Source organism: Chryseobacterium daeguense DSM 19388, assembly GCF_000430825.1.
GTDB classification, from domain to species: Bacteria; Bacteroidota; Bacteroidia; order Flavobacteriales; family Weeksellaceae; genus Chryseobacterium; species Chryseobacterium daeguense.
The window spans coordinates 229,650-251,803 of the sequence record NZ_AUMT01000005.1; the positions used below are offsets into that span (position 1 = coordinate 229,650).

Consider the following 22,154-nt stretch of genomic DNA (forward strand, 5'->3'; position numbering starts at 1 on the left):
TAGTTTTAATATTGTGTTGATTTGGACAAATTTATAATAAGGATGGACTGTTTCAAATATAATTAACTTTAATTAACTTATTTCAATAAATTCAGTAATTATTTTTACAGGGCTGTTTTTTTTATTATATCCTATGTAGCTGGCATAAAAACCCTCGCCATAGCCTGTTTCAAAGGCAAAAATAGTTCCGGGATGATTTTCTGACGGCTTTAAAAAAGCATACTGATCAATCGCTCCATTTTCATCAAAGAAATGATCATGGAAAAATTCTTCATAAATTCCCATAAAATCTCCTCCTTTTCTCTGATATAGTTTTTGTTCCAGCTCATTAAGACTGGTTTGGGTATCCACATCCATAAAACACCCCATTCCGCTTTCCACAGGATATCCAAAAACCTCTCCTTCAGACAGGTCCTTTATATTCTGACCCGCTGTAGTCGCCAGCTTCCAGTCAGAAATTTCAGAATTAGCAAAAATAATTTCGGCATAAGCCACACAATTACTTTCTCTCTCTTTATGCAGCAAAACGGTAAATTCTCCTTTAGGAAATTCCGTGGTAAAAGGCTGCATGTCATTGGTGATCAAAGGATCGCAAGCGACGAGCTTTCCACTGGACAGATAGATTTTCCCGACTTCGAAGCTTTCCAGTACCGGACTTTCCACGAAGTTTTTTGAGAATAGCTTTTTTATGTTTTCTAGGTGTGTCATTTTTTCTTTACTACTTTTTCTACGGTGTCAGGCTGAGCGGAGTCGAAGCCTTTATTTTGTTTAAAATTATCAGAATGACTTTCATTTTTACAAATAGATAATTCTTTAATTTCAACCAATTTTTATTAATAATTGCTTCTTTCTTTTTTCTGCTCCAGCCTTTGACTTGCTTTCAAACACTATTGCTTGTTCGATTCTATCAAATTCACAAAAGATTTGTTACTCCTGTATAATAGGAATTGTCGGAACATTTTAAAATATATGTGAAATAATTTTTCATTTGTATTTTCTAAAAGGCTTCGACTCCGCTCAGCCTGACACTTCGACAGATTTACCTTTATTAGGATAAATTACAAACTTTTCAATTTCTCTTCCAAAATAGCAATCTTGTCAAGAGCATCTTTTTGTTTTTTACGCTCCACTTCTACCACTTCCGGCTTTGCATTGGCCACAAATTTTTCGTTTGAAAGTTTTTTGTCAACAGAAATCAGGAATCCTTTTAAATATTTCAATTCTTCCTCTGTTTTCGTTTTTTCTTCCCCTAAATCTAAGTTTTCACTTAAAGGAATAGAAATTTCCGTTGCACCAACCAAGAATGTAAAGCTCGGCTTATCTGTTTTTGTTCCGAAATGAATTTCCGAAACGTTAGCTAGTTTTTTAATAACAGATTCATTCGCAAATCCTGAAGCGTTTGTATAAATTTCAGTAGCTTCTCTTGGAGAAATTCCTTTTGTCTGGCGATAATTTCTTACTCCTGAAATTACTTCAGATGCCGTTTCAAAGTTTCTAATAATTTCTTCACCGAATGCTTCTGCTTTCTTCTGCTGAGCAATAACCAAAGCTTCATCAGCTTTTCTTTCTGAAATTAACTGCCACAATTCTTCCGTTAAGAAAGGCATGAACGGATGCAGCAATTTCATTAATTCCTCAAACAATTCAATAGTTTTACTGTAAACTTCTTTGGAGATTCCTTCACCATAATTTGGCTTTATTGCTTCCAGATACCATCCGCAGAAATCGTCTTTAATTAGTTTCTGAATTAAATTTAAAGCATCAGAAATTCTGAATTTATCGAATTGATTATTAATTTCAGAGATTGATTTGTTTAACTGATTTTCAAACCATTCAATTGTCTGAAGTTCTGTTAAGTTTGCAGGCTTATCTTCATGATTCCACATGTTGATCAGTCGGAAAGCATTCCAAATCTTTGTTCCAAAGTTTCTTCCCAAATCGCAAAGCGGCGAAGTATAAACAGGGTCTATACCTTCATCCATTCTTTGTTTTATCTGCTTTTCGGTTAAAACATTGCCTTCTTCATCTATCTGCTCAGAATCAAATTTTAAATCGTTTCCGGCAGCAGAGCTCATCATAATACCAACCCTCACCGCATCTGCTCCGTAACGTTCCATTAAGTCTAATGGATCTGGTGAATTTCCAAGAGATTTAGACATCTTTCTGCCTATTTTATCCCTTACAATCCCTGTAAAATAAACATTTTTGAACGGAACTTCTTTTCTGTATTCCAATCCGGCCATGATCATTCTGGCTACCCAGAAGAAGATAATATCCGGTCCTGTTACCAGGTCTGAAGTCGGATAATAATAATTGATATCCTTATTTTCAGGATCAAGCAATCCGTCGAAAACAGACATTGGCCACAACCAAGATGAGAACCAGGTATCAAGAGCGTCTTCGTCTTGTTTTAGGTTATCTGCAGTTAATTCTTGGTTTCCTGTTTTTTCTTTAGCCAAAATAAGAGCATCAGTGATGCTTTCAGCAACTACGAAATCATTTTCTCCGTCCCCGTAATAGAACGCAGGAATTTGCTGCCCCCACCAAAGCTGACGGGAAATATTCCAGTCGCGGATGTTTTCCATCCAATGTTTGTAGGTATTTTTGAATTTTTCAGGATAAAATTTAACCTCATCATCCATTACAACGTCCAAAGCCGGCTTTGCAATTTCTGACATTTTCAAAAACCACTGAACAGAAACTTTAGGCTCTATAACCGCACCTGTTCTTTCTGAAGTTCCTACTTTATTTACATAATCTTCTGCTTTTAACAAAAGATCTTTTTCTTCTAATTCTTTTGCGATCTGCTTTCTTACATCAAATCTGTTTTTACCTGCGTAATGTAAGCCGTAATCGTTCAAGTTTCCGTCATCATCAAGTGCATCAATCATTTGAAGATTATGCTTTTGCCCGATCTCATAGTCATTGATATCGTGGGCAGGCGTAATTTTCAGCACTCCCGTCCCAAATTCGATGTCTACATATTCGTCTTCAATGATCGGAACGGCTCTGTTTACGATGGGTACAATCACTTTTTTACCTTTCAAATGAGCATATCGCTCATCATTAGGATTGATACAAACCGCAGTATCCCCGAAAATTGTTTCAGGACGGGTTGTAGCTACCGTTACATATTCCTCATCTCCTGAACCTGTCGAAGGATCAATTTTATATTTCAGGAAATATAATTTTCCGTTTTGCTCTTTAAAAATTACCTCTTCGTCAGAAATATTGGTTTTCGCTTCCGGATCCCAGTTGACCATTCTGTATCCTCTGTAGATCAATCCTTTATTGTATAAATCAACAAAAGATTTGATAACCTGCTGGGAAAGTTTCGGTTCCATTGTGAAACGGGTTCTGTCCCAGTCGCATGAACAGCCCAGTTTTTTCAGTTGTTCAAGGATGGTTCCTCCGTATTTATCGGTCCATTCCCAGGCGTGCTTTAAAAATTCTTCGCGGGTAATATCTGATTTATTGATACCTTCAGATTTCAGCTTAGCAACCACCTTCGCTTCCGTAGCAATAGAAGCGTGGTCTGTCCCCGGAATCCAGCAGGCATTGAAGCCCTGCATTCTTGCACGGCGGACCAGAACATCTTGGATGGTATTGTTCAGCATGTGCCCCATGTGTAAAATCCCCGTAACGTTTGGGGGAGGAATTACAACAGTGTAAGGCGGCTTTTCATTAGGTTCTGAATGGAAGTACTTGTTTTCCAACCAGTAATTGTACCACTTTTGTTCTGTTTCCTGTGGATTGTACTTTTCTGAAATCTGCATAAATTCTGTTTCTTTAATTTACAATTTGCAAAAATAGTCTAAAGAAAAAAATTTTTAAGCATTAATTAAAATAATTTTTAACTTTGTTTCTCAAAATTTATCTAACAAACATATTAACATTCAAGAATATGAAAAAATTAATCGCAGGAATTGCATTATTCGGGACATTTGCTTTGGCATCTGCACAAACTATTACTTTTGACAAAACTACTTTTGACTACGGTACAATCAAGCCAAATGCAGACGGTACAAGATTTTTCACAGTAACGAATACTGGTGACAAGCCTCTTGTAATTTCAAATGTAAAAGCATCTTGTGGATGTACAACTCCTGAATTCAAGACAGATCCTATCATGCCGGGGAAAACTGCTCAGATCAAAGTTGGATACAACACTGCTATCAATGGAGGTTTCAACAAAATGATTGAAGTATTCTCTAATGACCCTGCAAACAGCAGAAGCGTAATCTACATCAAAGGAAACGTAGATCCTAATGCTCCTGAACCAAAACCATTAACAGCTGAAGAACTTAAAGCTAAGGCTAAAGCTGATAAAAAAGCGGCTAAAGCTGCTAAAAAAGTAGCTGCTGTGAAGTAATCTCTACTACAAAAAATAAAAGAACCGTCTCCATTGAGGCGGTTTTTTTATTACATTTATATGAGGTTAGGGTTTAGGGTTTAGGGTTTAGGGTTTAGGGTTTAGGGTTTAGGGAAAATAATCTTTAATCTTTAATCTTTAATCTTTAATCTTTAATCTTTAATCTTTAATCTTTAATCTTTAATCTTTAAATAAATAAAAAACATGGATATCAATTTCTCAGATGACTTTTTAGTTAAAGGAAAATTTTCGATAAAAAAGACTTCGACAAAATATGAAGGGAAACTTACCAAAGAAGAGGGAGGGCAATTATTAATTCAGGAAAAAGAAAAGCTTCGTGAATTGCAGGAAAAATTATATGCCGACGGAAGCAAATCTCTATTGGTGGTACTTCAGGCCATGGATGCAGCGGGGAAAGACAGCTTAATAGAACACGTTTTCGGAGGCGTGAATCCTCAGGGATGCAGCGTAACAAGCTTTAAAACGCCAAGCTCAGGAGAGTATTCCCATGATTTTTTGTGGCGGCACTACCTGGCTTTACCCCAAAAAGGGATGATCGGAATTTTTAACCGTTCACATTATGAAAGCGTGCTGGTTTGCAAAGTGCATCCTGAATATAATCTGAGCGAGAAAACATGGAAATCTGTAAAGGATTTTGACAATAAATTCTGGGAAAACCGCTACGAAAGCATCAGAAATTTTGAAAAACACCTTTCCGAAAACGGGACTACCATTGTGAAAATATTTCTAAACGTATCCAAAGACGAACAAAAGAAAAGGCTTCTCGACAGGATAAACGAACAGGAAAAAAACTGGAAATTTTCCACCGGCGACCTTCCGGAGAGAGCATTATTTGATCAGTATATGGAATGCTATGAAATGGCCATTAATGAAACCAATAAAGATTATGCGCCCTGGTACGTGCTTCCGGCGGATAATAAATGGTTTGCAAGAGTGGCTGCGATACAGATCATTATTGATACACTGGAGAAAATGGATCTGCAGTATCCTTCCTTATCGGAAAAAGACCGAGCAGAATTGCAGGAAGCGAAAAAACAGCTGGAGAGTGAAAAGTAAAATTTAAATAAAATCAAGAAATAACATCTTGAATTAAACTTAAAACCTTTAAATTAAAGAAACCACGAGAAAATCTATAAGCCGGATTTTGTACCTCGCAGAACGAGATGCCTGTTATTTATCTGCGTCTTACATTGCTGCAAAACTTTAGCTGATTACCCCTCGGCTTTCAGAGCGAGCCACTCCTATTTTCATTTCTGAAAAGAACCGATATACTTATCATTGCACCACAAAGAGTTTACCTGATTTCACTACAGCCGAACTGTACATCCTTTCTGTTGCACTTGTCCTACCCTCGCGGGTGACGGATGTTATCCGCTTTGCTGCTCTACGGTGTCCGGACTTTCCTACCCTTACCGAAGCAAGAATCAACAAGCCGACTTTCTCGTGGGTGCAAAGATACAAATTAGTTGTGAGTTGAAAGTTATAAGTTATGAGTGTTTAAAATCTTTTACAAAGAACTTATAACTCATAATTAATAACTTATAACTATTCATCAATTCCCACATTATTACTATCTTCGTGCAACTAAATTACACATAGACATTGGCTTCAAAGGAAAAAGAATTTGCGCAGCTTATCAAGGATAATCAGGGACTGATTATTAAAGTGTCGCGTCTTTATACCAATTCTTTGGAGGATGAGGAAGACCTTTTTCAGGAAATTGTGTTACAATTATGGAGAAGCTACGACTCATTTAAAGGAAATTCTAAAATTTCTACGTGGATGTACCGTGTTGCCCTCAATACAGCCATTACCCTTTTCAGAAAAAAAAGTAAAAGCCTGCCAACAAACGAGCTGGATATCAATCATGCAGATTTTATTGATGATGACGATGAAAAACAGCAACAGGTCTCACTTTTGTATACGGTAATAAAAACGCTTCCCAACGTGGAAAGAGCGATTGTAATGATGTACCTTGATGATTTGCCTTACAAGGATATTGCAGAAAACCTCGGGATTACCGAAGTGAATGCGCGTGTGAAAATGAACAGATTAAAGAAAACCCTTAAAGAACAGATGGAAAAATATGCCTGAATTTGATTTAGACAGCTTTAAGAAAACATGGCAGGAACAGCCTGTTCAGCAGAAATATGATAACACTGAGATTCTTCAGATGCTGAATAGAAAATCACGAAACTATGTGAAATATATCTTCTGGATCAGTGTGGCAGAGTTTATATTCTTTTCTGTTTTAGGAATCTTTTACTTTTTTAAAGGTGAAGAATCTACCAGCCTTATCAAAGTTTTAGAAAGACTAGGAGCTCAAAAAACCCCTGAAGTTGAAAATTATTTCGACAATACTTATTTAGCTATAAAAATATTAAGCTTATTGATAACAGCTTATTTTGTTTATAAATTTTATCAGAATTATAGAAAAATCAGGATTGAAGAAAACCTGAAAGGCTTAATTACCAGAATTATCAAATTTAAGAAAACGGTAAATGCATTTATTTTAATCAGTATTGTTTTGCTGGTAGCCTTTACATCAGTTTTTACAGCATTTATCTTTTATGCCTTAAATACACAGAATATTGAGCCTAAAAGTGCAGATCTTACGATTGTAGTTGTGGGAATTCTGGTAAGCACCATACTGAGCGTTCTCCTGATCTGGCTTTATTACAAATTGGTTTATGGAATCATCATCAAAAAACTGGACAGGAATCTGAAACAATTGAAAGAGATTGATTTACAAAGCTAAAGTTTATATTTTCCTAAATACAAAATCTAAAACTTTGTTAAAGGTTTAAACTTTGACAAAGTGTGTAAATTGAAAATAAAAAAGAGACTGTCTAAAAAGGCAGTCTCTTTTTGTTATTCTTAAAGTTCTTTTCTTAATCTTGCCACAGGAATATTGAGCTGTTCACGATATTTTGCAATCGTTCTTCTTGCAATATTATAGCCCTGCTCTTTCAAAATCACCACAAGAGCATCATCCGTAAGTGGTTTTCTCTTATTTTCCTTGCTGATAACTTCCTGCAGATGGGTTTTAATTTCTTTTGTGGAAACCTCTTCTCCATCATCATTCGTTAAGCTGTCTGAGAATAAATCTTTTAAGTAAACAATTCCGTTTGGTGTATCGGCATATTTACTTTTTACCACCCTTGAAATAGTGGAAATATCAAAGCCTGTAATATCCGCAATATCCTTTAAGATCATTGGTCTTAATGACTTTTCATCACCGGTGATAAAGTAATCTTTCTGGAATTTTACAATTGCTGTGATCGTCTGCAAAAGAGTATTTTGACGTTGATTAATTGCATCAATATACCATTTTGCCGCATCCAGCTTTTGTTTAATAAACAAAGCAGCCTGCTTGTGTTCAGAAGAGTTTTTATCGTGAGAATAAGTGGTTAAAATATCTTTATATTCTTCAGAAACCCTTAAAGTAGGTGCATTTTTGCTGTTCAGCATCGGAATAACCATTCCGTCTTTTACCTGGATCACAAAATCCGGAATAATCTCCTGATTAATTGTGATGGTCTGGGTATCGAAGTTTCCGCCAACTTTTGGAGATAATTTAGAAATTTCATCTAAAGCATCCTTCAGATCATCCTCTTCAATATCATATTTCTGGATGATTTTGTTGTAATGCTTGTTCGTTAAAGCATCAAATTGATATCTTAGAATATTGGCAGCTAAAGAAACTGCTTTATCAGAGCTCACTTTCTTTTCAATCTGCAACAGCAGGCATTCCTGCAGGCCTCTTGCTCCCACACCCGGCGGATCCAGCTTTTGAACATAATTTTCAAGAATATCTTCTACTTTTTCTTTTGTAGTATAAATCCCTTGTGAGAAAGCGAGATCATCAACGATAGATTTAATCTCTCTTCTTAAATAGCCGTCTGTATCAAGGTTTCCGATGATATATTCTGCAATTTTTTCATCTTCATCACCAATATTTACCAAATGGATCTGCTCCAGGAGATAATCATAAAGTGACTGCCCTTCCGTAAGAAGACTTTCGTTATCGAACTCTTCATCGTCAGGAGAATAGTTGCTGGAGGCTGTTTTATAGCTTGGCTCGTCATCGTAAAGATACTGGTCTACATCAAAATCAGTTTCAATGCTTTCTGTGCCCTCATCCTGGTAAGAGTCCTCTAAAGATGAGAATTCATCATCTTTGGGCTCTTCTTTTACAATTTCCAAAGCAGGGTTTTCCTCTAACTCCCTCTCCAGCTCCTCTTCAAATTCCAACGTGTGAAGCTGTATAAGCTTCATTAATTGGATCTGCTGAGGCGCCAGCTTCTGTCCTAATTTGAGTTGTAAGTGTTGTTTAAGCATATTTACTCTTTGTGTTTTAACATAACATATTCTACGAATTTAATAAAATATTTCGAGAAAAATAATTTTTAGCACGATTTTTGCATTACTTGTGGTATAATAAGCTATTTAAAAATAAACATAAAAGCCTTAAACGTACTGTTTAAGGCTTTTTTCATGCTTTAAAGCATTGTAGTAAATCTTCATATAATCGCTGATCCATATAAACTTTTTTCCTCACTCTTATACAAATTTGTCATCCTGTAAGGATCTAAGCACTGTATTAGAAAATATTATGGAAAGATTTGTGTCTGGATTCCTTCGGAATGACAAATTTAATAATGTTCCCAATGTTTAAATAATGACTGCAGCCCTAGCCCCGATTGTAATGAAAATCCTTTTTTGAAAAAAAAGATTGTAATGGAAAGCGGGAAATTGCTCCTTAAAAACAATAAGACTCAATTCGATGTAGTCAAATAGCTTCTAATAAAGTAAATAAAATAAGTAAAAAATCCTTCCAATTAAATTGAAAGGATTTGATATAATTAAAATAAATATTCTAAAATTCTGCGTTTTTCGGTGTTCTCGGGAAAGGAATTACATCTCTGATATTCGTCATTCCCGTTACGAAAAGAACCAGTCTTTCCAATCCCAAACCAAATCCCGCATGTGGAACAGAACCAAACTTTCTTGTATCAAGATACCACCAAAGCTCATGTTCATCTACGTGCATTTCTGCCATTTTCTGTTTTAAAACATCCAATCTTGCTTCTCTTTCAGAACCTCCGATGATTTCTCCGATTCCAGGGAAAAGTACATCCATTGCGGCAACAGTTTTATTGTCTTCATTCAGCTTCATGTAGAATGCTTTGATCTCTTTAGGATAATCAAATAAAACTACCGGGCTTTCAAAATGTTTTTCAACAAGGTATCTTTCGTGCTCAGACTGAAGATCAGTTCCCCAGCTTTCAACAGGATACTGGAATTTCCCTTTTTTATTTTCTTTTGAGTTCATTAAGATCTCAATTGCTTCCGTATAGCTTACACGCTTGAAACGCTTAGCGATAACATTCTGAAGCTTTTCAATCAGACCTTCTTTTGCTCTGTCTTTTTCAGCTTTTCCTGTTTGCTCTTCCGCAAAACGCTTATCTAAGAAGTCAAGATCATCTTTACAGTTATCCAACACATACTGGATCACATATTTCAGGAAATCTTCCGCCAAATCGATGTTATCTTCAAGATTATTAAAGGCAACTTCCGGCTCAATCATCCAGAATTCCGCAAGGTGACGCGTTGTATTAGAATTTTCTGCACGGAAAGTAGGTCCGAACGTATAAATTCTTCCCAATCCCATTGCTGCAGTTTCACCTTCAAGCTGTCCGGAAACCGTTAAGTTTGTTTTTTTACCGAAGAAATCCTGGGCAAAATCTATATCACCCTGCTCGTCTCTTGGAATATTGTTTAAATCAAAATTCGTTACCCCAAACATTTCGCCCGCTCCTTCTGCATCAGCTCCTGTAATAACAGGTGTGTTGATGTAAAAAAACTGGTTTTGATTAAAGAAAGAATGCACCGCAAAACTCACCGCATGACGCACTCTGAAGATTGCTCCAAATAAATTGGTTCTGAATCTTAAGTGTGCCTGATCTCTCAGCTTTTCTAAAGTATGCTTTTTAGGCTGAAGAATGGTTTTATCTCTTTCTTCTGTAAAGTTATCTCCTAAAATGATAATTTTTTTTGCGATAATTTCCACAGCTTGTCCCGCTCCCTGGCTTTCCACAACTTCTCCCACCACCTTCAAAGATGATGCTGTGCTGATTTTATTAATCGTTTCTTCATCAAAATTTTCGAAATCAACAACAATTTGCAAATTATTAATCGTAGAACCATCATTAAGTGCTATAAAGCGATTTGCACGGAAAGTTCTTACCCAACCGTAAACTGTAATGTCATGATGTAATACTTTCTTGTAATCCTGTAGGATTTCCTTAATTGTCTGCTTTTTCATTTGTTGATTATAAATTTTTGTATAAAAATTAATGAGTGCAAAGTTACAAAAAACAGCTATATTATTATAATAAGGATTTAGTTAAATTAAGGATAAGAAAAAAATAGAATAAAACGTTACCGAACAGTTATGCACGATGAAGATTTAAAAATGCCAAATTTGGAAAAGAGTTTTATAAAACGTAAAAATGATTTCTTTAAAAACCGTTCGGTTCAAAAGACTTATTCGTCTTTCTTAGAAGGAACCAAAAAAACATCAATAAGACCTTCCGGTAATTGCATTTTGATGAACCTTTCTTCTCGGTTTACTTCAAGAATCCAGTCTTTGATAATAGGGATTACCACTTCTTTCCCGTCAAGATTTGTCACGAAATAATTTTGTGCTGTCTGATCGTTCACAGATCTGATAACTCCGCAATTATTATCATTTTCATCAAAAATTTCGAAGCCGATAATTTCGTGGTAATAGAATTGTTTCCCGGAAAGCTTTGGTAAGGTAGACAGCGGTAGATATACATTTTTACCCAGAGATTGGTCTACCAGCGCTTCAGAGGAATTTTTAAAAGCAATATTAAGAGCATCAGATTTGCTCCATGAAGATTTTTCAATAAAAAAAGGAACCAATAGCCCGTTGATTTCAACGAATATTGATTCCAGTTTATTGTAAAGCTCGGGTTGGTCGGTGTCCAGTTTAAGGATAACGTTTCCCGCAAGGCCGTGTCTGCGCGTGATTTTTCCTAATAAATAGCAATCTTCTTTACGCATACAGGGTTTTTCTTAAGCTTCTGTGTTTTCTTCAGTTTCAGCAGCAGGAGCTTCTCCTTCTGCAGCCTCAGTAGTTTCTTCAGCAGGTGCGTTTGCAGCTTCTTCAGCAGCTTTAGCATCCGCTTCAGCCTGTGCAGCAGCAGCGATTCTGGCTTCATTTACTTTAGCTTCAGCTTCTAAAGCAGCTTTTTTAGCATCAGCCTGAGCTTTTGATAAACCTTCTACTTTACCTTGTACTTTTGCATCTTTAGCTTCTACCCAAGCATTGAATCTTTTTTCAGCTTCAGCCTCATCAAAAGCACCTTTAGCAACACCACCTTGTAAGTGTTTTTTGTAAAGTGCACCTTTGTAAGAAAGAATTGCTCTTGCAGTATCAGTTGGCTGAGCACCGTTGTTTAACCACTTTACAGCAGAATCAACGTTCAAATCGATAATTGCAGGGTTAGTAATTGGGTTGTAAGTTCCTAGTTTTTCGATGAATCTACCATCTCTTCTTGCTCTAGAATCTGCAACCACGATGTGGAAGAAAGGCTTACCTTTTTTACCGTGTCTTTGTAATCTGATTTTTACTGACATAATGTTTGATTTTAAGGGGAACTCGTCCCAGTTAAATATTTAAGAGTGCAAAGATACAAAAAAAGTTTGAAGTAAAAAGATACGGGTAAAAGTTTTTAAACTTTCTATTATTTCAGGAGCCGAGAACCTGCTCTCGCTACTCGCTTTTTTCTTTTTGCAAAGAAAAAGAGCTCAGACAGGCCGCTCGATCAGGGCTATTTAGTCCACATTACCCATGTAGAACAAGCCAAGACATTTCTGGTTTTCCTCGATCGTTAAAGATTCTTTCAGCTGTTCAACAATTTTCGGGGAACTCCAGTAGCAGCCGATCCCGTTTGCAGTGCACGTAAGATACATGTTCTGAACCGCCATTGAAACGGCTGCGATCTCTTCCCATTCTGGAACCATTCCGCTGAAATTAACAACTATGGAAACTACTGCATCTGCTTTGTTGATTTTAAAGCCGATATCATTGTACTTTTTCTCCAGGAAAAGCTGCTCGGGTTGTGAAGCCTTGTAGATCGCCTGCATTTCTGAAGCCAGGTTAGCTTTTTCTTCTCCTTTGAATATTTTAAAACGCCAGGGCTTTGTGCGTTTGTGATTGGGAGCAAATGATGCAGAATTCAGGATTTCATCAATAATTTCCCGGGAAATTTCCGTTTCTGAATAATCTTTTGGAAAAATACTTCTTCTTTGCTCTATGATTTCTTTTAAAACTTCTGCTTTGTTCATAAAGCAAAATTACAATATTTGTTTTAAGATTTGGAGGTTAATGTTTAGGACCTAGGATTTAGGGTTTAGGGTTAAGGGTTAAAATTACGAATTGAATTATCATTCTGGCGAAGAATCTCACAGCATTCAATAATAAAAAGATTCTTCAATACGCTTCTGAACTATGTTCTGTATTCAGAATGACAAAGATATTTAATAAAAAAAAATCCTAATTCCTAATTCCTAATTCCTAATTCTACAAAACCTCAACAATTTCCTGATGAATTTTGTTCAAAGTAAAATCATCTCCTGATTTCATGCCCATCATTTTTTTTGCCATCGGGCTTTCGGGGGAAATAGCATAAAAGCGATCTCCTTCGAAAAAGAATTCACCCAGTGAAACCGATATATAAAAACGGGCTTTATTGGTAATTACCAATGAGCCCAGCTGAACTCTTTCCGTGGTTTTATTGAGTACTTTTGCCATATTTCTCCTCATATCGTTCAGGGCGGCAAGCTGTTTCTGCATTTGATATATTTCCTCCTGCATTTCTTCCCTCATACTGTCATATTTCGGAGTTTTTTTGATATCCCGGCTTGCTTCCAATGTAAATTCGATAAAGTTTTTCAGCTTTTCGATCTTTTCGGCAATTGCGGTTTTTACATAATTTCTTATGTCATTTTTTACAAATACTATCTTCTCCATAAATCGAATCTTTATATAAAGATAATATTTTTTTAAATATTGTAATCAATCCTCAATAAAAAAGCCCTGCAGTTGATTACAAGGCTTTATATTTATTTTTCAGAAAGCTTTTTCAGCTCGTCCAGTCCCTGACCAAACATTTTCCCCATCTGCATATCCATCATGGGTTTCATAATTTTCATAGGAGTTGTAAGTTCATTATCCATCGTCCAGGTTACTTTTGTTCCGTTTCCTTCCGGTGTCAGAATAAAGCTTCCTTTTGCCATTCCTTCCCAAGGTTTGATGAAATGGAGGTCGCTGGACAGCTTTTCGTTCGGAACAACTTCAGTTATCGTCTGCTCTCCCTCTCCTACCTGATCATTTCCTTTCCAGTGATAAGAATCACCTACCGTTCCCGGAGTTCCGGAATAAGTAATCTGTACATTCGAGTCCGCTTTTGCAAAAGGATTCCAGACGTTAAAAGCTTTTGTAGAGCCTACATACTGCCACACTTTTTCTTTCGGAGCATTGATTACCACAGATTTTTCGAAATGATATTCTTTGCTGAAAGCCAGCATTGCGACAATAGCATAAGCAACAATTAAAAGGATAACTACACCGATAATTTTTAAAATAGTTTTCATAATTTATATGTTTTAGAATTAATTTTTTAACATCATTACGTCTTAATCTGTCAATAAATAGATTGTCAAAAATAGCTATTCCCAACTCATCCCGGCTTTGCATATGACAAGATTAATAAAGATAAACAATTTTGTCACATCTTTTCATTAAGGCATTATTTTTGAGCAGTCACCTCACGAATCACTCTGATTTCCTACATTTACAATAATTAAAATTTGAAAAATGAATATTTTAACAGAAAAATTTAACACACCATATCATTCCGCACCGTTTACTTCTATTAAAAATGAAGATTTTGTTCCCGCTTTTAAGGAATTAATCCAACAGTCTGAACAAGAAATCGATGCCATTGTAAATAATCCTGAAGAACCATCTTTTTCAAATGTTATCGAAGCTTTGGCGTACTCCGGCGAGCAGCTTGATGTGGTTTCCAATATTTTTTTCAATTTAAATTCAGCAGAAACCAGTGATGAATTACAGCAGATCGCTCAGGAAGTTTCTCCTGTTTTAACAGAATATTCTTCAAAAATCTCTCAGAACGAAGCTTTATTTAATAAAATTAAAAAAGTGTACGATCAAAAAGAGAAATACAGCCTGAATGAAGAGCAGCAAATGCTTCTCAATGAGACCTACAAAGGATTTGTGCGAAGCGGCGCTTTATTAAATGAAGCAGACAAGGAAAAATTAAAGAAAATCAATATGGATTTATCTTTAAAATCTCTCCAGTTTGGCCAGAATGTATTAGCTTCTACCAATAATTATTTCAAACATATCACTAATAAAGAGGATCTGGCAGGAATTCCGGAAGCAATTATTGATCAATACGCGGAAGAGGCCAAAGAAAGAAATCTTGAAGGCTGGGTGGTGACGCTGCAGTATCCGAGCTACATCCCGTTCATGACTTATGCGGAAAACCGTGATCTGAGAAAGGAAATAGCGTTGGCCAATGGTAAAAAATCCTTTGACGGCGGAGAGTTTGATAACCAGAATTTAATCAAAGAACTTTTACAGTTAAAACAGCAGAAATCTGAATTATTAGGGTATAAAAATTATGCAGATTATGTGCTGGAAGAAAGAATGGCGAAATCTCCGGTAAAAGTTTTAGACTTTTTAAATGAATTATTGACCAAAGCAAAACCTTATGCGGATAAAGAAATAGAAGAACTAAAAACTTTAGCAAAAGCCGACGGAATTGATGAAATCCAAGCTTATGACCATGCTTTTTATGCAGAAAAACTCCGTAAGGCAAAGTTCGACCTTAATGATGAAGAATTAAAGCCTTATTTTCCTTTAAACCAGGTTCAGGATGCAGTTTTTGGACTTGCCAATCAACTTTTCGGATTAACTTTTGAAGAAAGAAATGATATTCCAAAATATCATGAGGATGTAAAAGTGTATGAGGTTTTTGAGACGGCAAGTAGGAAGCAGGAAGATGGAAGTGAAATTCTACAAGCTCAGACTGAAAACAAGCAACAAGCAACCAGTTACAAAGCTCTGCTTTACGTAGACTATTTCCCAAGAAAAGGCAAAAGGGCCGGAGCATGGATGACGAGCTACAAAAATCAGTATCAAAAAGATGGCGAAAATTCTCGTCCGCATATTTCCATCGTATGTAATTTCAGCAAGCCAACCAAAGATACACCAAGTTTACTGACGTTTCAGGAGGTAACAACTTTGTTTCACGAATTTGGTCACGCCCTTCACGGAATGCTGGCGAATACGCAATATCCAACGCTTTCGGGAACTTCTGTGAAATGGGATTTTGTGGAGCTGCCTTCCCAATTCCTTGAAAATTTCTGCTACGAACCGGAATTCTTAAAAACTTTCGCTAAACATTATAAAACCGGCGAAATTCTTCCCGATGAGAAAATCGAAAAAATTGCACAGTCAAAAAACTTTATGGAAGGTTACCAGACCTTAAGACAGCTCGGTTTTGGATTACTGGATATGAATTACCACACAAAAGTTGGAGAGCTGGGTAATAAGAGCGTGAAGGAGTTTGAAGATGAATACACAAAGGCTACCCAATTGTACCCTGTGAACCCGGAAACAGCGATGAGCCCTAGCTTTTCGCACATTTTCCAAGGCGGATATTCTGCGGGATATTATTCTTACAAATGGGCAGAAGTTCTGGATGCCGATGCTTTCCAATATTTTAAGGAAAACGGAATTTTTAATCCTGAAATTGCTGCAAAATACAAGGTTCTTCTCTCTTCCGGAGGCACAAAAGACCCGATGGAACTGTATAAAAGCTTCAGAGGAAGTGAGCCGAAGGTTGAGAGTTTGCTGAAAAGGGCGTTTGGATAAAAAACATGGAAAAACAATTAACAGGTATTTCAGGAGAATTTTTCGTTGCAGCAGAATTGGCAAAAAGAAATTATCAAGTGGCATTGAGTTTGGGAAATGCAAAAGGTGTCGATTTATTCGCAACTAATCAATTAACTAATAATACATTTGAAATTGAAGTTAAAACTTTAAGGAAAAAGCCCAATTGTTTCACACTAAATACAAAAAGAATTAAAGTTAATTCAATTTATATTTTTGTGTACCTCAATGAAGAAAATATATCTCCAGATTTTTATATTGTTAAAGGTGAAGAACTTCTAAATAATTTAAAAATCTATTATGGTTCGAGTCTAAAAACAAATAGACAAACCGTTAATCATGGTCCATTAAAAATACATTTAAATAAATGGGAAATAATACATTAGGTAAAAATATTTTCATTCTAAGAATATAATAATAACCATAAAACTGAATAAACATGTTCAATTTTTTTAAGAAAAAGAAATCCACAGAAAAAGCAACGGCGGCTACAAACTCAATCAATATCAATTCTATCTCTATTCCCAATTTCGGATGGAATAAAGTGGAAGACACAGCTTCAAGGATTGTTTGGGTAAATCCTGAAGAAAGTGCTTTGATCTCTTTGAATTTTTTTGATCTTCAACCGGATATTCCAACTGTGAGAAATTTGGAGTTATTGAAAAATTTTTATAGAAATTCCATTTCAGAATCAAATGGCGGACTTATAGAAGTCTCGCTTCTTACAGTAAATAATATTCCGAGTGTAAAAACTATTTTTAAAGTTCCGCAACCCGAAAGCGGAATGACCTATCTTGCTTCCGTCACAATTCCTTTTGAAAATTACAGTTTTGTTGTTAAAATTCAGGCTGCCGAAGTTGGAACAACAGGAATGAGAGATTCGGTGATCTTGAGTCAATTGCTGGCATCCGGTGAAGTTACCTTTGGAGAAGGCATAGAAGACTGGTTCGCAGATCCTTATGACCCCGATTTCAAAGAAGGAACTCCAATGAATAAATCCGAGCAGGAAAAATATGATGCCGAATTTCCTGAACATCCTTTATCAATCGCAAGAGCTTCAATTGTTAAAGCGATTCAGGGAACTAATTTTAAACCTGAAATAAAAGGACTTGCAGGTTTTAATAAATAACAGATCATGACTGCGTTCTTTTATTTAAAGATGTAATTAACAAATGAACACAATAGTAAAAAGACTCCAAAACGTAAAAAAACTCCAGGCCAAAAGATGGGAAAACGAAGATCATTGGGATGAACTGAATGATCTATTAATTAAAGAACTGGATGAAATTTTATTGATCGAGCCTGAGAATACAGCCGCTTTAATTAATATTGGAGCCATTTATTCCGATATGGGAGAAAACCAAAAGGCAATGAAATATTTAAAAACAGCTTTGAGCTTGGGTTCAGAAGACAAAAATCTTTATATCAACCTTGCTATTGTGATGGTTTATATGGAAAAACATCAGGAAGAATATCACGAGTATCTTGAAATTGCAGAGGATAAAAAAGAAGATCCGCTTACTTTTAAGGCATATTTTGATCCTCAATCCCATTAAATTTTTATATTTGGTTTAAAACCAAATTATGTTAATCGCGATTTTATTACCATTCCTGTCCTTCATTATCCGTGGAAAAATTTTAACTGGAGTTATCTGTTTTATATTACAAATTACTTTAATCGGCTGGCTTCCAGCTGCTATTTGGGCCGTCCTATCTTTAAATAATGAAAGAGCCGAAAAAAGAAATGCAAGATTAATCCGCGCTATGCAGGAGAAAGAGAATAAAAAGTAGAATGCCCAATATATCAATCCTCTCCTTTTAGGAGATTTTCTTTTCAAAATATTCAAAATAAAATAAAATTTCATTTAAATAGTTTTATAGAATTATTTAAATAAATACTTAACTATTGATGTAAAAATTAAAGTAGCAATAAATTAAAGTAGCAAATAATCAATTTAATCATAAAAAGATGCCTTTTTATGGTATGTTTTTAGCTGCATTACCTCTCAAAATATTATATGAAAAATTTTAAAATTATTCCTGTCATTATCTGCTTGTTTGCTATCCTCTCGGCCTGCACTACCTCTAAAGATAAAACAACGGATGGTCTTAAAGCCCATGTAGACAGTTTAGTACAGCCTCTTATGAGTGAAAATAAAATACCCGGGCTCAGTATTGCAGTGACAGTCAATGGGAAGCACTCATTTTTCAACTACGGAATTATTTCAAAAGAAAACAACAAAAAAGTGACTGATGAAACTCTTTTTGAGCTCGGATCCGTGAGCAAAACGTTCACCGTCACTTTAGCTAGCCTTTCAGAGGCAAACGGAAACCTGAATTTTTATGATCCCGTAAGCAAATATATTCCTGAGCTTAAAAATACGGCTTTTGATAAGGTTAAACTTTACAATTTAGGCACACATACTGCAGGCGGACTGCCTTTGCAGCTGCCAGATGAAATCACCAATGAAGAACAGCTTATTAACTACTACAAAACATGGAAACCACTTTATACACCCAATACACAAAGGGTTTATTCCAATCCGAGCATAGGTCTGCTTGGCGTAATTGCCGGCAAAACAATGAAACAGCCTTTCACAAAAGCAATGACCGATCATGTTTTTAACAAGCTGGGCATGAGCAATACTTTTTATACCGTTCCGGCCGATAAAATGGAAATCTATGCGCAGGGCTATAATAAAACCGATGAGCCGGTACGATTAAACCCCGCAATGCTTGCAGATGAGGCATACGGAATAAAATCCAGCACCCAGGATATGATTAAATTTGTGGACGCCAATATGGGTATCGGGAATGTAGAAAGTACATTACTGAAAGCTTTGGAAAATACACATACAGGATATTTTAACACCTCTGAAATGACCCAGGATCTTATCTGGGAACAATATAAATATCCTGTGAATCTTGATCAGCTATTGAAAGGCAATTCCAGCGATATGATTCTTAAGCCTAACCCCGTAAAAGAGATTACCCCCGCACAAAAGCCCCAGGCTGATGTCCTGATTAATAAAACAGGCTCTACAAATGGTTTTGCATCTTATATCATGTACATCCCTTCTAAAAAAACAGGTATTGTCATTTTAGCCAATAAAAATTATCCGATTCCTCCGAGGGTGGAAACAGCGTATAAAATTTTACAAATTCTGGAAAAACAGAAAAAATAAATAAAAATAAAGCCGTCTCAAAAATTGAGGCGGTTTTTTATAGCTTTTGCATACCATAACTTTATAAAAGCTATATGATTAATGCAGATTTTTCACTTACTTTATATCAGAAAAATTTAATGTAAGGCATAATGGCAGAAGCACTTTATTTCATCAAAACAAATCCCGTTGCTGCAAAAATTAATTTGTACAATAAACTCTGCCGTGAGGAAGAAAGTGTACTGGAATTTCTGGACGAGAATAAAAAGACCAGCTTGGAAATCATCAAAAAGAAAGTACAGGAGGATATTGATACTCTTTCAAAGGAGGAGCTGCTTCAGCTGTTTGACTGGTTTGAGGCCAAATGCAAATCAGGTTCTGAGGAAATGAAAACAGAGCTTTTCGTACATGGGATTGATCTTTTTTACGAAATTCCTTTTGATGAAAATGCAAATTACTTTCAGGAAATCCTTTCGGATTACGAAAAACATTCCCAGAAAAAATTGAAATATGCTGTAGATGCTGAAAATTTTAATCAGTTTCTTATTTACGGGATTTTTTATACAGGATTTATTAATGATGAGCAGAATAAAGAAAGTTATCTTTCAGATTTTCTAAAATCCGAGTATAAGAATCTTTATCATTTTGCAGAAATAGAATTTAATCTAAAAAAAGCTGAAGCCTTATCTCAGGAAAATATGTACAGCCATTTCACTGACCTTTATGATTGCACCAAATTTTACAAAGGTTCAATTATCATGCTGAAAAATTCTTAATATTTTTCGGGCATACTTTTCTATTTGATAATCTGTCCTTTATAATATTTTTCAAGAAAAAAAGCAAGATCTGCCCTGTAGCCGATTCCGGAAGCCTCAAATTTCCAGCTTCCGTTTCTTCTGTAAAGCCTGCCGAATTCCACGCCTGTTTCTATAGAAAAATCTTCATCTAGCTCATATTTTGCAACTTCTTCATTCGTTATATTATCGATAATTCTGATATACGAATTTCTCACCTGCCCGAAATTCTGCTTTCTTCTTTCGAAGTCAGAAATAGTAACTACAAAAAGAATTTCTTCTACTCTTTCATTTACTTTTTCAAGGTCTACCACAATGGCTTCATCATCATCGCCATCACTGTTTTTTCCACTCGGATCATCACCGGTGTGAAGCAGCGCACCATCCGGCGACTGCAGATTATTGTAAAAAACGAAATATTCTTCGCTCACAAGCTTTCTGCCTGAATCAATCATAATTGCCGAAGCATCAAGGTCAAAATCATATCCTCTGCCTTCATTAGGATCCCAGCCGAGACCAATGGTCATTTTTGTAAATCCTAAATCTATCCTTTGCCCTTTCTGTAAATTAATTGCCATAATAAATATACTGCTTATGTATGTTTCATCGAAGTTATGGCTGTTTTGGGAATTTTCCAAAATATTTTGTCACAAAAAGCAGATGTCTTTTATTTAAAAATAAAAAAGCCGATCATTTTTTGACCGGATTTATAATTTATCAATTGCTTGTCATCTTTGAAAGAATGTCAACAATATTTTTTATTCTGTAATTTCTTTTTCAACTACAATATTATTTCGTGCTTTTGCCAGCATCGGAATTGAAATCAACCCCATAATCAACATAATTACAATCTGCATCGGCAGTGAAATGAAGGAATAAGTGAGCCCGATCTCGCCGCCCTGCTCGCCATTTTTACCCATTGAAATAAATAAAGCCATGAAGCCGTATTTCATCGCAAGATTAAACGCTCCGATCCCGCCACTTGCAGGAACCATCATTCCCAAAGTACCTACCACAACGATTAAAAATCCATCTGCGAAAGTAAAATCTGATGTTTCCGGCAATGCAAAGCATACCAGATAAGCTGCAAAATAATAAGAACCCCAGATTCCTATAGTATAAAGGATGAATTTTCCTTTTTCCTTTAATTTGAATATCGAAGTCAATCCCTGGAAGATTCCGTCAATAAAATTGATGATTTTGTTTAAAAAAGAAATATTGGCAAGTCGTTTTTTAAATAAGAAAAACAAAACCGTTCCTATCACCAGAACCGAAAGAATGAGCAGGATTTTATTTGGATTAAAATTGATCCCGGAATTTTCATAAAATGAAAGAATAGCATCATATTTAAAAACCAACGTAAGCCCGAGAAAAGCAATCATACAAACCAGATCCACTACCCTTTCCAGAATAATTGTTCCAAAAGATTTGTCCACCGGTACTTTTTCCACACCGTACAAAGCTGTGGCCCTTGCCACTTCTCCACTTCTGGGAATGGTAAGGTTCATTAAATATCCAAAAGAAATGGACCAAAGTGAATTAGCCGTTGAAATATTGTGCCCCATCGGTTCCAGCATCAGATTCCAGCGAATCGCCCTGAACCAATAGGCAGAAATCCCGAAACAAGCAGCAAGCAGCACCCACCAGTAGTTGGCTTTGGCTAAGGACTTCTGTATCACCTTAAAATCCAGCCCTTTGAGGGCAAACCATAAAAAAAAGCCTGCAAAAGCAAGCGAGATTACTATTGTAAGTATCGATTTTAAAGGGTTAGTTGATTTTTTTGCCATCGA

The 22,154-nt window shown here is 35.9% G+C and carries 22 protein-coding genes and 1 other RNA gene; 11 read left to right on the forward strand and 12 right to left on the reverse strand.

Features of this window, described 5'->3' with window-relative positions; genetic code table 11:
- Positions 1 to 72: 72 nt before the first annotated feature.
- Positions 73 to 708, reverse strand: coding sequence for a DUF4241 domain-containing protein (locus H560_RS0109635; RefSeq protein WP_027379857.1), 636 nt, complete (start codon positions 706 to 708; stop codon positions 73 to 75).
- Positions 709 to 1,058: 350 nt separating this feature from the next.
- The gene (locus tag H560_RS0109640; protein WP_027379858.1) at positions 1,059 to 3,776 is read right to left on the reverse strand and encodes a valine--tRNA ligase; all 2,718 of its coding nucleotides are present in this window, start codon (positions 3,774 to 3,776) and stop codon (positions 1,059 to 1,061) included.
- A gap of 128 nt (positions 3,777 to 3,904) precedes the next feature.
- Between H560_RS0109640 and H560_RS0109645 the strand changes: the two genes are divergently transcribed.
- Entirely contained in the window at positions 3,905 to 4,372 is a 468-nt protein-coding gene (locus H560_RS0109645) for a DUF1573 domain-containing protein (protein ID WP_027379859.1), read from the forward strand.
- 204 nt (positions 4,373 to 4,576) lie between these two features.
- A complete protein-coding gene (locus tag H560_RS0109650; protein WP_027379860.1) occupies positions 4,577 to 5,449 on the forward strand; it encodes a PPK2 family polyphosphate kinase in 873 nt (290 codons plus the stop codon).
- Between the two features lie 61 nt (positions 5,450 to 5,510).
- Here H560_RS0109650 and rnpB read toward each other — a convergent pair.
- Positions 5,511 to 5,837, reverse strand: an RNA gene (rnpB, locus tag H560_RS22355) — RNase P RNA component class A.
- Positions 5,838 to 5,995: 158 nt separating this feature from the next.
- Here rnpB and H560_RS0109655 point away from each other — a divergent pair.
- Both H560_RS0109655 and H560_RS0109660 read left to right on the forward strand, forming a co-directional pair.
- Positions 5,996 to 6,487 carry an RNA polymerase sigma factor gene (locus H560_RS0109655; protein ID WP_027379861.1) on the forward strand — a complete coding sequence of 164 codons (492 nt, stop codon included), beginning with the start codon at positions 5,996 to 5,998 and terminating at the stop codon, positions 6,485 to 6,487.
- Complete coding sequence (locus H560_RS0109660; RefSeq protein WP_027379862.1) at positions 6,480 to 7,151, forward strand: hypothetical protein; 672 nt, start codon at positions 6,480 to 6,482, stop codon at positions 7,149 to 7,151. Before H560_RS0109655 ends, H560_RS0109660 begins: the two co-directional genes overlap by 8 nt.
- Before the next feature lie 119 nt (positions 7,152 to 7,270).
- On the opposite strand, the gene rpoN is transcribed toward H560_RS0109660, so the two are convergent.
- The 7 genes from rpoN to H560_RS0109695 all read right to left on the reverse strand — a co-directional run bounded on the left by rpoN (position 7,271) and on the right by H560_RS0109695 (position 14,080).
- Positions 7,271 to 8,734: an RNA polymerase factor sigma-54 gene (rpoN, locus tag H560_RS0109665; protein ID WP_027379863.1), complete on the reverse strand. Its 1,464-nt coding sequence runs from the start codon at positions 8,732 to 8,734 to the stop codon at positions 7,271 to 7,273.
- A gap of 538 nt (positions 8,735 to 9,272) precedes the next feature.
- Positions 9,273 to 10,721 carry an asparagine--tRNA ligase gene (asnS, locus tag H560_RS0109670; RefSeq protein WP_027379864.1) on the reverse strand — a complete coding sequence of 483 codons (1,449 nt, stop codon included), beginning with the start codon at positions 10,719 to 10,721 and terminating at the stop codon, positions 9,273 to 9,275.
- Positions 10,722 to 10,942: 221 nt separating this feature from the next.
- Positions 10,943 to 11,485, reverse strand: coding sequence for a ribosome maturation factor RimM (rimM, locus tag H560_RS0109675; protein ID WP_027379865.1), 543 nt, complete (start codon positions 11,483 to 11,485; stop codon positions 10,943 to 10,945).
- A gap of 12 nt (positions 11,486 to 11,497) precedes the next feature.
- Positions 11,498 to 12,061: a 30S ribosomal protein S16 gene (locus H560_RS0109680; RefSeq protein ID WP_027379866.1), complete on the reverse strand. Its 564-nt coding sequence runs from the start codon at positions 12,059 to 12,061 to the stop codon at positions 11,498 to 11,500.
- Between the two features lie 198 nt (positions 12,062 to 12,259).
- Positions 12,260 to 12,772, reverse strand: coding sequence for a nitroreductase family protein (locus tag H560_RS0109685; protein WP_027379867.1), 513 nt, complete (start codon positions 12,770 to 12,772; stop codon positions 12,260 to 12,262).
- Between the two features lie 235 nt (positions 12,773 to 13,007).
- The gene (locus H560_RS0109690) at positions 13,008 to 13,457 is read right to left on the reverse strand and encodes a GreA/GreB family elongation factor (protein ID WP_027379868.1); all 450 of its coding nucleotides are present in this window, start codon (positions 13,455 to 13,457) and stop codon (positions 13,008 to 13,010) included.
- Between the two features lie 92 nt (positions 13,458 to 13,549).
- Positions 13,550 to 14,080 carry an SRPBCC family protein gene (locus H560_RS0109695; RefSeq protein WP_027379869.1) on the reverse strand — a complete coding sequence of 177 codons (531 nt, stop codon included), beginning with the start codon at positions 14,078 to 14,080 and terminating at the stop codon, positions 13,550 to 13,552.
- A gap of 223 nt (positions 14,081 to 14,303) precedes the next feature.
- Here H560_RS0109695 and H560_RS0109700 point away from each other — a divergent pair, with 223 nt between their 5' ends.
- The 7 genes from H560_RS0109700 to H560_RS0109730 all read left to right on the forward strand — a co-directional run bounded on the left by H560_RS0109700 (position 14,304) and on the right by H560_RS0109730 (position 20,346).
- Positions 14,304 to 16,388 (forward strand): M3 family metallopeptidase, encoded by a 2,085-nt coding sequence (locus H560_RS0109700; protein WP_027379870.1) that lies wholly within the window; start codon positions 14,304 to 14,306, stop codon positions 16,386 to 16,388.
- Positions 16,389 to 16,393: 5 nt separating this feature from the next.
- Positions 16,394 to 16,792, forward strand: a complete 399-nt coding sequence (locus H560_RS0109705; RefSeq protein ID WP_027379871.1) for a hypothetical protein — start codon at positions 16,394 to 16,396, stop codon at positions 16,790 to 16,792.
- A gap of 53 nt (positions 16,793 to 16,845) precedes the next feature.
- The gene (locus H560_RS0109710) at positions 16,846 to 17,535 is read left to right on the forward strand and encodes a hypothetical protein (RefSeq protein ID WP_027379872.1); all 690 of its coding nucleotides are present in this window, start codon (positions 16,846 to 16,848) and stop codon (positions 17,533 to 17,535) included.
- A gap of 43 nt (positions 17,536 to 17,578) precedes the next feature.
- Entirely contained in the window at positions 17,579 to 17,962 is a 384-nt protein-coding gene (locus tag H560_RS0109715) for a tetratricopeptide repeat protein (protein ID WP_027379873.1), read from the forward strand.
- Positions 17,963 to 17,990: 28 nt separating this feature from the next.
- A complete protein-coding gene (locus H560_RS0109720) occupies positions 17,991 to 18,197 on the forward strand; it encodes a YqaE/Pmp3 family membrane protein (RefSeq protein WP_228372453.1) in 207 nt (68 codons plus the stop codon).
- A gap of 227 nt (positions 18,198 to 18,424) precedes the next feature.
- Positions 18,425 to 19,591, forward strand: a complete 1,167-nt coding sequence (gene ampC, locus H560_RS0109725; protein WP_034752514.1) for a class C beta-lactamase — start codon at positions 18,425 to 18,427, stop codon at positions 19,589 to 19,591.
- A 131-nt stretch (positions 19,592 to 19,722) separates the two neighbouring features.
- Positions 19,723 to 20,346, forward strand: a complete 624-nt coding sequence (locus H560_RS0109730) for a hypothetical protein (RefSeq protein ID WP_027379876.1) — start codon at positions 19,723 to 19,725, stop codon at positions 20,344 to 20,346.
- 20 nt (positions 20,347 to 20,366) lie between these two features.
- On the opposite strand, the gene H560_RS0109735 is transcribed toward H560_RS0109730, so the two are convergent.
- Entirely contained in the window at positions 20,367 to 20,942 is a 576-nt protein-coding gene (locus H560_RS0109735) for a TerD family protein (RefSeq protein ID WP_027379877.1), read from the reverse strand.
- A gap of 180 nt (positions 20,943 to 21,122) precedes the next feature.
- On the reverse strand, positions 21,123 to 22,151 hold the full coding sequence (locus tag H560_RS0109740; RefSeq protein ID WP_027379878.1) for a lysylphosphatidylglycerol synthase transmembrane domain-containing protein: 1,029 nt from the start codon (positions 22,149 to 22,151) through the stop codon (positions 21,123 to 21,125).
- Between the last annotated feature and the right edge of the window lie 3 nt (positions 22,152 to 22,154).

Excerpts from the sequence above, each read along its gene's own strand:
- H560_RS0109635 (WP_027379857.1), bottom strand. The coding sequence starts at position 708 with ATGACACACCTAGAAAACATAAAAAAGCTATTCTCAAAAAACTTCGTG.
- H560_RS0109640 (WP_027379858.1), bottom strand. The coding sequence starts at position 3,776 with ATGCAGATTTCAGAAAAGTACAATCCACAGGAAACAGAACAAAAGTGG.
- H560_RS0109645 (WP_027379859.1), top strand. The coding sequence starts at position 3,905 with ATGAAAAAATTAATCGCAGGAATTGCATTATTCGGGACATTTGCTTTG.
- H560_RS0109650 (WP_027379860.1), top strand. The coding sequence starts at position 4,577 with ATGGATATCAATTTCTCAGATGACTTTTTAGTTAAAGGAAAATTTTCG.
- H560_RS0109660 (WP_027379862.1), top strand. The coding sequence starts at position 6,480 with ATGCCTGAATTTGATTTAGACAGCTTTAAGAAAACATGGCAGGAACAG.
- rpoN (WP_027379863.1), bottom strand. The coding sequence starts at position 8,734 with ATGCTTAAACAACACTTACAACTCAAATTAGGACAGAAGCTGGCGCCT.
- asnS (WP_027379864.1), bottom strand. The coding sequence starts at position 10,721 with ATGAAAAAGCAGACAATTAAGGAAATCCTACAGGATTACAAGAAAGTA.
- rimM (WP_027379865.1), bottom strand. The coding sequence starts at position 11,485 with ATGCGTAAAGAAGATTGCTATTTATTAGGAAAAATCACGCGCAGACAC.
- H560_RS0109680 (WP_027379866.1), bottom strand. The coding sequence starts at position 12,061 with ATGTCAGTAAAAATCAGATTACAAAGACACGGTAAAAAAGGTAAGCCT.
- H560_RS0109685 (WP_027379867.1), bottom strand. The coding sequence starts at position 12,772 with ATGAACAAAGCAGAAGTTTTAAAAGAAATCATAGAGCAAAGAAGAAGT.
- H560_RS0109690 (WP_027379868.1), bottom strand. The coding sequence starts at position 13,457 with ATGGAGAAGATAGTATTTGTAAAAAATGACATAAGAAATTATGTAAAA.
- H560_RS0109695 (WP_027379869.1), bottom strand. The coding sequence starts at position 14,080 with ATGAAAACTATTTTAAAAATTATCGGTGTAGTTATCCTTTTAATTGTT.
- H560_RS0109700 (WP_027379870.1), top strand. The coding sequence starts at position 14,304 with ATGAATATTTTAACAGAAAAATTTAACACACCATATCATTCCGCACCG.
- H560_RS0109705 (WP_027379871.1), top strand. The coding sequence starts at position 16,394 with ATGGAAAAACAATTAACAGGTATTTCAGGAGAATTTTTCGTTGCAGCA.
- H560_RS0109710 (WP_027379872.1), top strand. The coding sequence starts at position 16,846 with ATGTTCAATTTTTTTAAGAAAAAGAAATCCACAGAAAAAGCAACGGCG.
- H560_RS0109715 (WP_027379873.1), top strand. The coding sequence starts at position 17,579 with ATGAACACAATAGTAAAAAGACTCCAAAACGTAAAAAAACTCCAGGCC.
- H560_RS0109720 (WP_228372453.1), top strand. The coding sequence starts at position 17,991 with ATGTTAATCGCGATTTTATTACCATTCCTGTCCTTCATTATCCGTGGA.
- ampC (WP_034752514.1), top strand. The coding sequence starts at position 18,425 with ATGAAAAATTTTAAAATTATTCCTGTCATTATCTGCTTGTTTGCTATC.
- H560_RS0109730 (WP_027379876.1), top strand. The coding sequence starts at position 19,723 with ATGGCAGAAGCACTTTATTTCATCAAAACAAATCCCGTTGCTGCAAAA.
- H560_RS0109735 (WP_027379877.1), bottom strand. The coding sequence starts at position 20,942 with ATGGCAATTAATTTACAGAAAGGGCAAAGGATAGATTTAGGATTTACA.
- H560_RS0109740 (WP_027379878.1), bottom strand. The coding sequence starts at position 22,151 with ATGGCAAAAAAATCAACTAACCCTTTAAAATCGATACTTACAATAGTA.